Source organism: Pseudoalteromonas sp. Ld19 (assembly GCF_045064135.1).
Classification (GTDB): domain Bacteria; phylum Pseudomonadota; class Gammaproteobacteria; order Enterobacterales; family Alteromonadaceae; genus Pseudoalteromonas; species Pseudoalteromonas aliena.
The window spans coordinates 92145-105675 of record NZ_JBISHA010000019.1; the positions used below are offsets into that span (position 1 = coordinate 92145).

A 13531-nucleotide genomic window follows, 5' to 3' on the forward strand; every position below is an offset into this window, starting at 1 on the left:
AGTTAACACCAAAGATAGTGCAGTATCAGCTTAATCTTATGGAATAGGGCAATACTGGCTACATTTACCTACTTTTATATACATGGAGTTTTACCGCATGACAGTTAAATCGACACTCAAATCACTCAGTACAATCGCTGTTATGATCATATTGGGTGGGGGTGGTTGGTATGCTTGGCAAACTCAGCAATCTGCACTGCTATCTGAACAATTGCCAGAGAGCGTAGCCTACGGGAATGGCCGCATTGAAGCGACCGAATATGATATTGCAACAAAATTGCCGGGTCGCTTGATTGAGGTTTTAGCACAAGAAGGTGACATGGTTGAAGCCGGTCAAACTTTGGCCGTTATTGACACTGATGATTTAAATGCGCAATTACGTGAAGCTAATGCGGGGTTACGTGTTGCTACTGAGTCGCGTAAGTACGCTTTGGCAATTGTAGAGCAGCACAAAAGCGAACTTAACTTTGCAGAAACTGAATTACATCGCTCAGTCACACTGCTAAAGCAAGGTCACATCTCAAAAGAAGTGGTTGATCAACAACGAACAAGCGCTGCAACAGCGCAAGCGGCTTTAAAAGCGGCGAATGTAAAAGTGGTGCAGTCGAGCGCCGAAATTGAAGCAGCGCAAGCGCGTATTGAGCGATTACAAAGTAATATTGCCGATAGCACCCTTAAAGCGCCTATTAGTGGCCGAATATTATATAGATTAGCAGAGCCAGGAGAAGTGCTTGGCAGCGGTGGCAAGGTTTTTTCGCTGCTTGATTTAACCGATGTATACATGAGTATTTATTTGCCAACAGCGCAAGCAGGCAGAGTAACAATAGGCTCGGAGGCACGCATTGTAATAGATGCTATTGCACAATATACGCTACCCGCTAAGGTTACTTTTGTATCAGCGCAAGCCCAGTTCACACCTAAATCGGTAGAAACACGTAACGAACGTGACAAACTGATGTTTAGAGTAAAAGTGAAACTTGATGCAAAATTAATAAACGACCATATCAAACAAGTTAAAACAGGGGTGCCCGGCCTTGCTTATGTTTTATTAGCACCGGAAAAAAATTGGCCTATGCAATTACAGGTGAGAGTACCTGAATAATGGCTAATGCTAAAACCAAAAAATCGTTGAGTGTGGTAAAGCTGACACAGGTTACGCATCGCTATGGCGATAACTTAGCACTGGATAACATTAATATTGAATTACCAGCAGGCAATATGGTGGGCTTTATCGGCCCCGATGGGGTGGGTAAATCGAGCTTACTTGCACTTATTTCGGGCGCTCGCGCGATTCAAGAAGGTGATGTGGGGGTGCTGGACGGTGACATGCGTGATAATGGCTTTCGAACTTCGGTTTCACCACGTATAGCCTACATGCCACAGGGTTTAGGCAAAAATTTATACCCAACACTCTCTGTTTTTGAAAATATTAATTTTTTTGGTCGCCTTTTTGGTCAAGATAAAAAAGAGCGTCAGCATCGAATTAAAAACTTATTAAAAAGCACCGGACTCACCGAATTTGCCGATCGCCCTGCAGAAAAACTCTCAGGCGGAATGAAACAAAAACTCGGTTTATGCTGTGCGTTAATTCATGATCCAGAACTATTGATTTTGGATGAGCCAACAACGGGAGTTGATCCGCTGTCTCGCCGTCAATTTTGGCAATTAATTAACCGCATTCGCGCTCAGCACAGTGGTATGAGTGTACTTGTTGCGACCGCTTACATGGAAGAGGCTGATGATTTTGATTGGCTGATAGCCATGGACGATGGAAAAGTTATAGGCACGGGTAGTCCAGAGGCTATAAAGATACAAACGGGGCAAAAATCCCTTGATGAAGCGTTTATATCATTATTACCTGCAGAAAAGCGTCATGATCATCATGTACTTGTTGTTCCTCCTCATCAGCAAAATCTAGAAACAGCTGAAGCTGCTATCCAAGCAACAGGCCTTACTAAAACTTATGGCGATTTTACGGCGGTTAATAATGTAAATTTACGTATCGAACGAGGCGAAATTTTTGGCTTTTTGGGGTCAAATGGTTGTGGTAAAACCACAACCATGAAAATGCTAACAGGCCTGCAACCGGCCACCAGTGGCGAAGCGAAGTTATTTGGTCAAGTTGTTGATGCTAAAAATATAGAAACCCGCAAGCGCGTTGGTTTTATGTCACAAGCATTTTCACTTTATAATGAGCTGAGTGTTGAGCAAAATATGGTGTTGCATGCCCGTTTATTTCATTTGCCAGCAGAGCAAATAGCACCGCGCGTTAATGAATTAATTATACGCTTCAACCTTAAAAAATATCGTGATGATTTTCCTGCCGGTTTACCTTTAGGAATTCGCCAGCGTTTATCGCTTGCGGTTGCGGTAGTGCACAATCCTGAAATGCTAATACTTGATGAACCTACCTCGGGCGTAGACCCCATAGCGCGTGACGATTTTTGGGAACTACTTATAGAGTTATCGCGGGAGCAGGGAGTAACTATTTTTATTTCGACCCACTTTATGGACGAAGCTGCACGCTGCGATAGAATTTCGTTGATGCATGCAGGAAAAATACTTGCCAGTGATACACCCGCTGCACTTTGTAAAGCGCGCAGTGCAGATACGCTCGAAGATGCCTTTATTGCTTATTTAGAAGAGGCGGTGCTTGAGTCTCAAGCGAGCTCTGCTTTGCCAACAACGATGGCTGAAGAGCCAGAGCTGTTACCTGAAAGTGAACCTAAAACTGCGCCAATTGGTAAACAAAAAGCGAATACCGCTTTTAGCTTTTTACGCTTATTTGGCTATGCCTATCGTGAAACTTTGGAGTTATGGCGCGATCCTATTCGTTTAACCTTTGCGTTGTTAGGCTCAATTATTTTAATGTTTATTTTAGGGTATGGGATCACCTTTGATGTTGAAGATTTGAGCTTTGCAGTGATGGATCAAGATCAAACCCCGGAGAGTCGCGATTACGTTCGAAACATTACCGGATCGCGCTACTTTATACAAAAAACCGATATTAAAAGCCCTTCACAGATGGATAAGCGGATGCGCAGTGGTGAGCTAAGTGTGGCGATTGAAATACCGCCCAATTTTGGTCAGCAATTAAAGCGTGGGCGTAAACCCGAAATTGTAGTGTGGATTGATGGCTCTATGCCGTTTAGGGCTGAAACTATTAATGGTTATATGAGCGGTACTTACTACAACTATTTAACTGATCTATCACTGCGTACGTATGGAGTTGTGCCTAATTTGCTTCCGGCTAATATTGAATCACGCTATCGCTACAATCAAGATTTTAAAAGCATTGAGGCAATGGTGCCTGCTGTTATCCCGCTTTTGTTAGTGTTTATACCTGCAATATTAATGGCGCTGGGTGTGGTACGTGAAAAAGAGTTAGGTTCAATCACTAATTTGTATGTTACTCCGGTTACGCGGCTTGAGTTTATTATTGGCAAACAACTGCCTTATATTTTAGTTAGTATGGTGAGTTTTTTTGGTTTAATTGCCCTTGCTGTGACTGTGTTTGGTGTTGCGTTAAAAGGCAGTTTTTGGGCGCTCAGTGTGGCTGCATTATTATATGTAACAGCAACGACGGGCGTAGGGTTATTAATTTCGGCTTTCACTAAAACGCAAATATCGGCGTTAGCCGCATCCACAGTAGTTGTATTGATGATTGCGGTTAACTTTTGTGGGTTGATTGACCCCGTTTCATCGTTAGAAGGTTTGGCCGCAATAATAGGCAAACTGTTCCCAACCACGTATTTTTTAGAAGCATGTCGTGGTGTATTTAATAAAGCACTTAATTTTTCCGATTTATCAGCGCAACTTTTGCCTTTACTTGCTTTTATACCCGTACTGACGTTAGCCAGTGTATTTTTACTTCCAAAGCAGGATAAATAGTCATGCAACGCCATAGTAATATTCTTCATTTAGGCATCAAAGAGCTGCGTAGCTTATGGCGCGATAAAGTGTTGCTGTTGTTTGTATTTTTTGCTTTTACGGGATTGATTTATGTGGTGTCTTCGGCAACGTCAATAGAGTTAAATAATGCGCCTATTGCGGTTGTTGATGACGACCAATCGCAATTATCTAAACGTATTATTAATGCCTTTTACGGGCCTTACTTTAAAACGCCTGATGTGATTGCATTAAGTGAAGTTGACCCTTCGCTTGATAGCGGCAGCTATACCTTTGTATTAAATATCCCGCCGCACTTTGAGCGCGATGTACTCGATGGTAAACAGCCTACACTGCAAGTAAATATAGACGCCACCCGTATGTCGCAAGCGTTTATTGGCGATAATTATATTAAAACAATTATCAGTGCTGAAATTAATGAATTTGTGCAAGGCTATCGCGCGGTATACACGCTACCTATTAAACAATCGGCGCACATAATGTTTAATCCCAATATGACCAGTGTATGGTTTGGCAGTGTGATGGAATTAATGAACGTGATCACCATGATTTCGATTATTTTAACGGGTGCTGCGGTGATCCGCGAGCGTGAGCACGGTACGCTTGAGCATTTATTAGTGATGCCATTAACGCCTTTTGAAATTGTCATAGCTAAAATTTGGGCCAATGGTTTAGTTATTTTATTACTAACCACTTTTTCACTCTTCATCGTAATTGAAGGTTTTTTACAAGTGCCTATTCATGGCTCAGCAGCGTTGTTTTTATTGGGCGCCGCCATTCACTTATTTGCGACCACGTCATTGGGTATATTATTGGGAACGCAGGCGCGTACCATGCCGCAATTAGGCTTATTGATGATATTGATTTTACTGCCATTACAAATGTTATCGGGCGGTGTTACGCCCCGTGAAAGCATGCCAGATATAGTACAAAACATTATGCTACTTGCACCGACGACTCATTTTGTAAAATTTGCTCAAGCCATTTTATACAGAGGGGCGGGGTGGGATGTAGTTTGGTCTTACTTTTTAGCTTTACTTGCAATTGGCAGTGTATTTTTTATATTTGCATTAACACGTTTTCGTAACTCAGTAGCGCAAGGTTAGTGATTATACCAATTTTATTAAAACATAATCATTCTAGCGTATTAAATAACTCGCCAACTGCGTTGAATTTACTTGCAATAGACCCGCTATTGACGCGTAAATTCGCCTTGTTTCCACTGAAAATCTCTGGCTAGAGAAAATAAATTTAAATATCACCATGATTCAATGCATTAGTAAATCTCTTAACCAGAGTTTAGGTTAATTTAATGCAATTGGTATTAATACCAAACTGCATAAATCTTTGATCAATTTAACGAATTAAATTGCACTATAGCATCGTTAAAAATTTTTTATTTAGAACAACTAGATACAAAAAATTTTGCCTAGTTCTAGCGTAATTTTCTTAACGTTAAATAGGCCCCATATATAAGCAGATTGGTATAAATTAATGTTTAGCGATGTGGGCGGTGTATCGGATAAATGAATGTGTGAGGCATAAAAAAGCCACTAACTTATACAATTAGTGGCTTTTTTAGTTAGCGCTGAAAATAGCGGCTTAAGATAAATTTAATATCCAAAATTCAGGTTAGTTCTGTCTAGGATTAATTACTAAAGGTGACAATGTGATGGTTGCATTGCTACTTGCCCCTTTATATTCTTGATAGTCTTTGTTCTCAAAAAGAGTATAAAAAACGTCAACATAGTCATCATTATTGGTAAACCACTCGTCTGGCATTGCTTTTAATAGCTCATTTGTCAGTTTAGGGATGATGGCAAAACCCTGTGCTTGCAAGTCAGGAATGTTGGACATAACTTGCTCTGTGATTTCTAATAATTTTGATGCTAGCGTTTTATAATTAGTGTTGTCATCTTGCTCCATTAAAAGCATATCGACTGCTTGCCAACGGTAACGTTGCCAATGAATTACAACTTGATTAGGGTTGTATGTCGTTTCGTCATGATCAAGATAAGGTAAATCCACTATATCTAATATCGGCTTATCTCTAGATGGATCGATACCTGTAACAATGGCATACACCTCAGCTTTGCCTGAGATCCATGGTTCTTTATCATCGGCTAAATGTATTTTTTTCAATACACTGGTTTGCATTGGCTTTTCGTTATTTAATTGGTTTATTTGCCCAAATGCACCATCATTTAACTTCTCAGGAGATAGAATACTGCGCATAACAGCAATACCTGCACTTTGTACTTTTTGCTGATCTAATTCCACCACAAATACAGGCTGGTTTGGTAGTTCATCAACAGCGAGATAATGAATCTGACCAAATTGGTCAAACGCTTCAATTTCAGTCCACAGTTTATCGTCACCTTGTGGTGCAAACGCGAATAAAGGACTTTGGCCTTGTTGCCAATCAGCAAGCATAGCATCACTTGCTAAACGAACTTGTAATAAACTGCCCGTATTCTGTGGTAAGCCTTTTAGTTGTTGTAAGGCACTGTTTGCTTCACCAATATTCTGCTGCTTTTGCATACCCAAAGACGAAAGCTGGTCGGCATTTAGCGTAAGGTTATATTGATTTAGCGTTTGTTTAAGATCCGAATTTAGTAAGTTGTAGTTAAGTGCTACATCTTTGGCAAAATTACGCTTAATTGTTGTTACGTCTTTGTATTTTGCTAACTTAGACAAGTCTTCAATTTTATTTATATTAGCTTGCGCTGAAAAAGCGGGCGCTGATACAACATTTAATAAAGCCAAAGCAGCTAGGTATTTTGTTATTCTATATGTCATATGTATTCTACCGTTCAGTTATCAGTACCTATATAAAACACCGATTAGAATAAATACTCAAGTAAATATTTTAAAATACGTAATTAGTATTGGTATTGGTTTTTTATTCCTAACTAGTTAAAAAGGGTTGATAAAAAGTAATCTAAAACATGTAGCTAGCACTGCAATGTATTGAATTGCTCGGAGCCTTAAAGCTTAAAACACTGAGTAAACTTTATAAAAACAGAGTATGTATTACATATTTTTTATAATGTAATAATTTATTTACTTTAATATCATATAGTTATTTTTGGTATCAAATGTGCTAAACATTAATGCCTGTTTATCTTTTGAGGTTGAATTTGCAGCATGCGTTTGGTTTTTAGGCAAGGCAGAGTCTATGTTGTGTGGTATTCCCCATAAATAGGCGATAACGACGCATAAGTGCCAAATGCGCTGCCTTTGGGTTCGTCCTAGAGGCGATTAACTCTTTGTTGCCTACATGGATGTAGGGAAGGGGCGTGAGCAGTTACCTAGCCCGCTAGGTTACAAACCTCGTGCCGCGACTAAATCGTCCCTATACAGAACAAATTTAATCCACAAAGGTTAACAGGCTCTAGTAATATTAAAACAAGGAATTTGAGAATGACTGAAGTTACGCTTTCTGCCTATTTGGCATTTTACCTTTACTTAATTATGCTCGTAGTGCAATGGGCGGTGGCTACATTTAGTAAAGCTAAAGAGCCCCATGCTGTCCCTGGTAAAATAAAGGGCGATCTATCGCACGACAGCTTTATATTTAGAGCGCACCGCACATTTCATAATACGCTCGAAAACAGTGCGCTATTTATAGGCACCGTATTATTTGCATTTGTGATTAATTATCAAAGCCCACTTTTTGCAATGTGTGTTTGGGTGTATTTAATAGCGCGTATAATTCACATGGTATTGTACTACGCAATTGCAACAGAGAAAAACCCAAGCCCGCGTAGTTACTTCTTTTTAATTGGTGTGATTGCAAATGTGGTTATGTTAGTAATGATAGGATTAAGATTAGTTGCCTAGGTTATACAAATAGAGCCTATAAATTATATTTGTTATAACGTTAAAAAAGCGAAGAAGCTATGTAGCATCTTCGCTTTTTTATTTTAAACGGTTTTAGCTAGTTTACTATTTTGGCCTAAATCTGGTTAAGATATTTACCATCGGATTGAGAAATAATAATGTTTAAACTTTTTCACTCTATGTTAATAGTTGCATTACTAATTATTCCATCGTAGGTTACTGAGATAACAGCAGTATTATTAGTACTTGATTTACTCGTTAGCCTATATAAAGCCTCTTTTGTTCCGGCATTAATTAACTTACCTTCCACTATACTACTACCATTAAGGTTCCAATCAGCAAATTCGGTAACATTTAGGCTTGCTGGTGTAGTGGTATAATTTGCTGTTAATACGAGGTCGATTGTTTTTAATGGCTCTAATGTTAGTGTGCTTTCGCCATCATTAATTTGGATTGTGTTAAGAGTTGCATCTCCCTTAACTTCTAACGTTGCTATTTTTTGCTTCCCACCACATTGACCAATAAGCTTGGTTGAACCTGGCTTTAAAGCAAAAATAACACCTTTGTTATTCTTATCTGTTGTTATTCCTACATAGTCGTCTGTATTTAGCTGTGACCAAGAAATACTATTATCTATATTAAACGTTGAATCTGTATTACTGAGATTAGCTTGTGCTTTAAGTTGCATGCGATCGCCCACATTTAATGTGATCGTATTTGTTGCAACATCATCAACTAAAAGATTTATGCTTTCTAGATTTTTTGGATCTGAAGTGACGTTTAATTGAGCTGTAACTGTGCCTATACTTGCGGTGATCAGCGTTTTTTCAATACTAGGTGCTGAGGTAAATAAAGTTCCATCTGAGTCAATGGTTGCAGTAGTACTATTATCAACGGAAAAACTCATATCTTTAATAGTATTTAATGAAATATATCCATCCGTGTAGCTAACATCCCCATTAATTTTTGCATCAATACAGGTGTTTATATTACCGGTTTGTGAGGATGCTTGCTTTAATTTGATACTAGCAACTGCAGCATTGCTTATCGATATCTCTCCATTACTAGAAATATCATTAATAGTAGTGCCTGTAATTTTAACTAGACCCTGATCAGCTATTGCAGTCACTAAACCACTATCACTCACGGTTGCAATGTCGCTATCGCTTGAGCTCCAAGTTAATTCTTTAGTGACATCTCTTTTTTTACCTTTGCTATCAATACCTGTTGCGCTAAGTTGATGTTTATCGCCCACCCTTAAGCGTGTTTGAGCATTTTCAATAGTGACTGATTCTATAATAGTTCCTTCACTGCGAAGCTTTTCGAGGGTAACAGCTTTGACAAGGTCGTCGGATTTGTCATCTGCACCACAACCAATAATGCTTGTTAATAAAATTGCAACAACGGATAATTTCGGGAAAGTGTTTATTTTTGCCATTTTGGAAAAATACCTTTGTATAATAAATTAATGACTAAAATTGGTATGTAAAACCAAGAGAGATAGCTGTAATTTTAATATCATCTTTGTTGTACAAAGATTGATAACCCAATCTGATTTGGGTGTTGTCTATGTAAGGAATATCTTGATGTACCGCCAGTCCCCACGCAAAACCTTTATATTGAAAGTTGTCACTAATTGTCATTTCAGGACCCGCAGTTACAATATCTGTTATTGCATACCCCAAAGAAACATCTAAGCCAAAACCATTTACAACATCTGATTGCATAACAAAAAATAGCGCGGCGCTTTTCTCTATATCAAACTCAATACTATAAATATTATCAGTGTCATTAGCAGCTAAATATTGGGCTTCAAAAGCCATGTTGTTGTTACTAACACCTAAACGTAGTGCGGTTGCTTTGGGTTTTGCATCTTCGCTGGCAATCGTGATTTCAGGTAAAACGTAATCTACACCGATATAAACGGTGTCAGCAAAACACTGTGAAGACGCGCAAAGGAAAAGTAGAGGAAGTATTTTTTCCATAAAGAGGCTCACTATCCATAAATTATTATAAGGCAGGGATGGTATATAATCGACTAAAATTAATCAAGAAAATGTCCGTGTTTTATGTTTAAAAAGGTACAATTAACCACTTTATTAACACTTTGATAAATGAATAATTAGGAGATATTTTTGTTTCGTTTTTAAAATATTAACAACAAAACAAGCGAAGACCTTAAAAGGCACCTTCGCTTGTTTTGTTACAGTTAAATTCAGTAACTCACAGATTAATACCAATCGCATTAAATTAGTGAGCTATTATAGCGATAAGAAAATAGCGCAATAACAAGGCTAAAATTATGATACATAGTTGTTCTATATAAATAATTTTTAACGTAGTGAGTGAGTTATTTAATACGCTAGAATGATCATGTTTTTAATAAAATTGGTATAATTAATCTATACCTATAAACCCGCCTGTTTGGTGTGTCCAAAGGGCTGCGTAAATGCCACCTTTAGCAATGAGTTCTTCATGAGTACCTTGTTCAACTACGCCGCCGTCATCAAGTACAATTAATCTATCCATTTGTGCGATGGTAGAAAGTCTGTGTGCTATAGCGATTACTGTTTTACCTGTCATTAAGTCATCAAGGCTTGCTTGAATTGCCGCTTCTACTTCTGAGTCGAGTGCGCTGGTGGCCTCATCAAGTATGAGTATAGGTGCGTTTTTAAGTAATACGCGGGCAATAGCAATACGTTGACGTTGGCCGCCCGATAGGGTGACACCGCGTTCGCCTACTTGTGCATCAAACCCTTTATTACCTTTACTATCAACCAAGTCGTTTATAAACTCGAGTGCTTTAGCTTGCTTGGTAGCGTTTATCATCTCAGCTTGCGTTGCATCGGGACGTCCATACAAAATGTTATCTTTTACTGAACGGTGCAGCAGGGAAGTGTCTTGCGTGACCATGGCGATATAACGGCGAAGACTTTCTTGGCTTACGTCTGTGATATTTTGACCATCAATTCTTATGCTACCAGAGTCGGTATCATAAAAACGCAATAATAAGTTAACAAGCGTTGATTTACCTGCGCCAGAGCGACCCACCAATCCAATTTTTTCGCCAGGTTTAATCGTTAAATTTAGCCCGTTCATAACGGGGCTGCGAGTAGTCTCGTTTGCGGCTTTACCGTAATTAAAGTGTACGTTATTAAACTCAATTGCCCCTTGGCTTACGTTCAGTGTATTGGCGTTTGGTTTGTCGGCCACTTCGATAGGGTTTGAGAGTGTTTTCATACCGTCGGCTACGGTGCCAATGTTTTCAAACAGACTGCTTATTTCCCACATGATCCATTGCGCCATGCCGTTTAATCGAAGCGCTAGACTTACTGCAACCGCAATTGCACCTGCGGTAATTGCGCTAAGCGACCATAAATAAAGTGATACAGCAGCAACTGAGAATACTAATAGGTAATTTAGGGTTTGAATAACGAAGTTTAAGCTGGTCACCAAGCGCATTTGCTTGTACACCGGCTGTAAAAATACATCCATGCTTTGTTTTGCGTATTGCTCTTCTCGCTGGGTATACGAAAACAATTTGATCGTAGAAATATTGGTGTAGCTATCAACAATACGCCCTGTCATTTCTGAGCGAGCATCGGCTTGTGAGCTGGCAATTTTTTTAAGGCGCGGAACAAAATATAGCTGCACACAAATGTATAAAGCCAGCCAAACCAGTAAAGGGATCATTAAGCGCCAATCAGCTTCGGCAACTAAAAATACCATTGAGCCAAAGTAAACCACGATGTACATTAGTACATCGAGTAGTTTAGTCACTGTTTCGCGAACGGCTAAAGAGGTTTGCAGTACTTTAGTAGCTATTCGTCCAGCAAATTCATTTTGATAAAAACTCACACTTTGACGCAGTAAATAACGATGCGCTAACCAGCGTATCGACATAGGGTAATTACCTAACAAGGCTTGATGCAAAATAGCGGAATGAAAAAATACAACGACAGGCAGCACAACTAATAGCATTACAGCCATTTTAATAAGTTCTGACTTTTGTTCGACAAACAAAGTCTCGGGTGTGTAGGCCGTTAACCAATCAACTAATTGCCCCATGTAGCTAAATAAAGACACCTCTAGGATAGCGAGCATGGCGGCGCTTATTGACATCAGCACCAACGATAGTTCCATTCCTTTGGTGTAGTGACGACAAAAAGCAAACAAAGTAGAAGGCGGCTGAGTTGGTTGATCCTCAGGAAATGCTTTGGTCATTTTTTCAAATAATCGATACATTTTAAAAACTTAAATGGCAAATAATGATGGGTATCATAGCATTTAAGTATTTTAAAATGCAGCCTTGTAAAGGCTTAATATAAGCAAGCACGTAAATACTCTATTTGAGTATCGAAAAGATATTAAATTTGATAGTAGATCAAAATAGGCGAATGTTAACGCGTGTTTATTTCCCAGAAATAGACAGTAACGTGGTTAGCATTTAAAATAGCTGCTGAGATAGATTCATTACTTTAAATTGGCTTAATTATAAGGAGGTGATATGTACACAGGTTCATGTCTATGTGGTGAAATTACAGTAGAGCTAACGGGCCCTATTACGAGTATTATCCATTGTCACTGCTCACTTTGCAGAAAAAACAGCGGTACTGCTTTTGCGACTAATGGCTTTATAAATGCGAACGAATTTACCATTGCAACAGGCAGTAATTTACTAAGCGAATATTCTTTTAAAGCAGGGCGCACGCGTTATTTTTGTAAATGTTGCGGTTCACCAATTTATAGTGCTAATGCAGATGACAAAAGTCGATATAGAATTCGTTTGGGTCTAATAGATTCAGCGATTACTGAAAAGCCTTTATCTCATAACTTTGTAACTTCTAAGGCAAATTGGGAGCAACTAGAAACGAGCTTACCTTGTTACGATACATTTGAACCTGGTCGCTAGTCGTTACTCTATTTCTATATGGTATATAGTATTTATTGCGTTATGTAGTTTTGGGGCAATGGCTTGCATTACTTTTGATGTTTGTATGGCTTCAATACTAATATACTTCAACGACTTGTGGCTAAGTATCAGTACAATATTGTTGTATTCATTAAATTCAATGAGTGCAATGCACTTAAAATACTGACGTAGTAAAACTAAAATATTTTTTAAATCTTGGCCTGTTTGAGGGTTTAAATTAATCACTGCTTGGCCACTTTCATCTATACAGCGATTAATTGATTGCCAAAATGAATGATTTTGAATAAACGTTTGGTGGTACTCTCCACTAAAAATATCAATATAGATAATGTCGTATTTTTGATTGCATAGACTTATAAACTGCTCAGCACATTGTAAATGAACAGTGTGATCCTTGGGTAATTGAAAAAACTGCTTTGCAATGCTCACTATTGCTGGGTTTATTTCTACACTTTCAAACAGATTAACGGGACTTAAGTAAGGAGTATTAGACTCAATATGTTTGAGTGTACGTTCTAACCCAGCGGTGCCTAGCCCTAAATTTAGAATACGCAGGTTATTAATCGGTATTAATAAAAATAACAGCATGCTTTGATATATAGCCACACATACTTTTTCAGGGCTCACTTTATTCATAACACCTTGAATAATTACGTCAGACTGTGGGTTGTTGTTAAGCGTGAGCCATAGATGTTCATTATTTTGATAAACGCAAGTTAAGCCAAATTCATTTTCGACATGATAGGTTAGATTACTTGATGTGGTATCGGTTTTTAATTGGCGCATAACAGTATGTAGTAGATTAAACTCGCTCAGTAGTGTGCCATGAATAGGGTGAGATTTTCA

Annotated in this window: 10 protein-coding genes; 5 read left to right on the forward strand and 5 right to left on the reverse strand. The window is 38.6% G+C overall.

The window, feature by feature from the left end:
* The first annotated feature begins 97 nt into the window (after nucleotides 1-97).
* From ACJJVZ_RS10250 to ACJJVZ_RS10260, 3 genes are read left to right on the forward strand one after another with little or no spacing between them, the layout of a single operon-like run.
* On the forward strand, nucleotides 98-1102 hold the full coding sequence (locus ACJJVZ_RS10250; protein ID WP_405600191.1) for an HlyD family secretion protein: 1005 nt from the start codon (nucleotides 98-100) through the stop codon (nucleotides 1100-1102).
* On the forward strand, nucleotides 1102-3891 hold the full coding sequence (gene rbbA, locus ACJJVZ_RS10255) for a ribosome-associated ATPase/putative transporter RbbA (protein ID WP_405600193.1): 2790 nt from the start codon (nucleotides 1102-1104) through the stop codon (nucleotides 3889-3891). The genes ACJJVZ_RS10250 and rbbA overlap by 1 nt, the downstream gene beginning before the upstream one ends.
* A 2-nt stretch (nucleotides 3892-3893) precedes the next feature.
* Nucleotides 3894-5015 carry an ABC transporter permease gene (locus ACJJVZ_RS10260; protein ID WP_405600195.1) on the forward strand — a complete coding sequence of 374 codons (1122 nt, stop codon included), beginning with the start codon at nucleotides 3894-3896 and terminating at the stop codon, nucleotides 5013-5015.
* Nucleotides 5016-5541: 526 nt separating this feature from the next.
* On the opposite strand, the gene ACJJVZ_RS10265 is transcribed toward ACJJVZ_RS10260, so the two are convergent.
* Entirely contained in the window at nucleotides 5542-6708 is a 1167-nt protein-coding gene (locus tag ACJJVZ_RS10265) for a DUF3103 family protein (protein ID WP_405600197.1), read from the reverse strand.
* 624 nt (nucleotides 6709-7332) lie between these two features.
* Between ACJJVZ_RS10265 and ACJJVZ_RS10270 the strand changes: the two genes are divergently transcribed.
* Nucleotides 7333-7752, forward strand: a complete 420-nt coding sequence (locus ACJJVZ_RS10270) for an MAPEG family protein (RefSeq protein ID WP_273049719.1) — start codon at nucleotides 7333-7335, stop codon at nucleotides 7750-7752.
* A gap of 172 nt (nucleotides 7753-7924) precedes the next feature.
* Here the strand turns inward: ACJJVZ_RS10270 and ACJJVZ_RS10275 are convergent, their stop codons facing one another.
* The 3 genes from ACJJVZ_RS10275 to ACJJVZ_RS10285 all read right to left on the reverse strand — a co-directional run bounded on the left by ACJJVZ_RS10275 (nucleotide 7925) and on the right by ACJJVZ_RS10285 (nucleotide 11997).
* Nucleotides 7925-9190 carry an Ig-like domain-containing protein gene (locus ACJJVZ_RS10275; RefSeq protein WP_405600199.1) on the reverse strand — a complete coding sequence of 422 codons (1266 nt, stop codon included), beginning with the start codon at nucleotides 9188-9190 and terminating at the stop codon, nucleotides 7925-7927.
* Nucleotides 9191-9224: 34 nt separating this feature from the next.
* Nucleotides 9225-9737 carry an outer membrane beta-barrel protein gene (locus ACJJVZ_RS10280; protein WP_182702744.1) on the reverse strand — a complete coding sequence of 171 codons (513 nt, stop codon included), beginning with the start codon at nucleotides 9735-9737 and terminating at the stop codon, nucleotides 9225-9227.
* Between the two features lie 412 nt (nucleotides 9738-10149).
* Nucleotides 10150-11997 (reverse strand): ABC transporter ATP-binding protein, encoded by a 1848-nt coding sequence (locus ACJJVZ_RS10285; RefSeq protein ID WP_405600201.1) that lies wholly within the window; start codon nucleotides 11995-11997, stop codon nucleotides 10150-10152.
* Nucleotides 11998-12259: 262 nt separating this feature from the next.
* Between ACJJVZ_RS10285 and ACJJVZ_RS10290 the strand changes: the two genes are divergently transcribed.
* Nucleotides 12260-12664 (forward strand): GFA family protein, encoded by a 405-nt coding sequence (locus tag ACJJVZ_RS10290; RefSeq protein WP_182702742.1) that lies wholly within the window; start codon nucleotides 12260-12262, stop codon nucleotides 12662-12664.
* A gap of 3 nt (nucleotides 12665-12667) precedes the next feature.
* Here the strand turns inward: ACJJVZ_RS10290 and ACJJVZ_RS10295 are convergent, their stop codons facing one another.
* The gene (locus ACJJVZ_RS10295) at nucleotides 12668-13471 is read right to left on the reverse strand and encodes a hypothetical protein (protein WP_182702762.1); all 804 of its coding nucleotides are present in this window, start codon (nucleotides 13469-13471) and stop codon (nucleotides 12668-12670) included.
* Between the last annotated feature and the right edge of the window lie 60 nt (nucleotides 13472-13531).

Excerpts from the sequence above, each read along its gene's own strand:
- ACJJVZ_RS10250 (WP_405600191.1), top strand. The coding sequence starts at position 98 with ATGACAGTTAAATCGACACTCAAATCACTCAGTACAATCGCTGTTATG.
- rbbA (WP_405600193.1), top strand. The coding sequence starts at position 1,102 with ATGGCTAATGCTAAAACCAAAAAATCGTTGAGTGTGGTAAAGCTGACA.
- ACJJVZ_RS10260 (WP_405600195.1), top strand. The coding sequence starts at position 3,894 with ATGCAACGCCATAGTAATATTCTTCATTTAGGCATCAAAGAGCTGCGT.
- ACJJVZ_RS10265 (WP_405600197.1), bottom strand. The coding sequence starts at position 6,708 with ATGACATATAGAATAACAAAATACCTAGCTGCTTTGGCTTTATTAAAT.
- ACJJVZ_RS10270 (WP_273049719.1), top strand. The coding sequence starts at position 7,333 with ATGACTGAAGTTACGCTTTCTGCCTATTTGGCATTTTACCTTTACTTA.
- ACJJVZ_RS10275 (WP_405600199.1), bottom strand. The coding sequence starts at position 9,190 with ATGGCAAAAATAAACACTTTCCCGAAATTATCCGTTGTTGCAATTTTA.
- ACJJVZ_RS10280 (WP_182702744.1), bottom strand. The coding sequence starts at position 9,737 with ATGGAAAAAATACTTCCTCTACTTTTCCTTTGCGCGTCTTCACAGTGT.
- ACJJVZ_RS10285 (WP_405600201.1), bottom strand. The coding sequence starts at position 11,997 with ATGTATCGATTATTTGAAAAAATGACCAAAGCATTTCCTGAGGATCAA.
- ACJJVZ_RS10290 (WP_182702742.1), top strand. The coding sequence starts at position 12,260 with ATGTACACAGGTTCATGTCTATGTGGTGAAATTACAGTAGAGCTAACG.
- ACJJVZ_RS10295 (WP_182702762.1), bottom strand. The coding sequence starts at position 13,471 with ATGCGCCAATTAAAAACCGATACCACATCAAGTAATCTAACCTATCAT.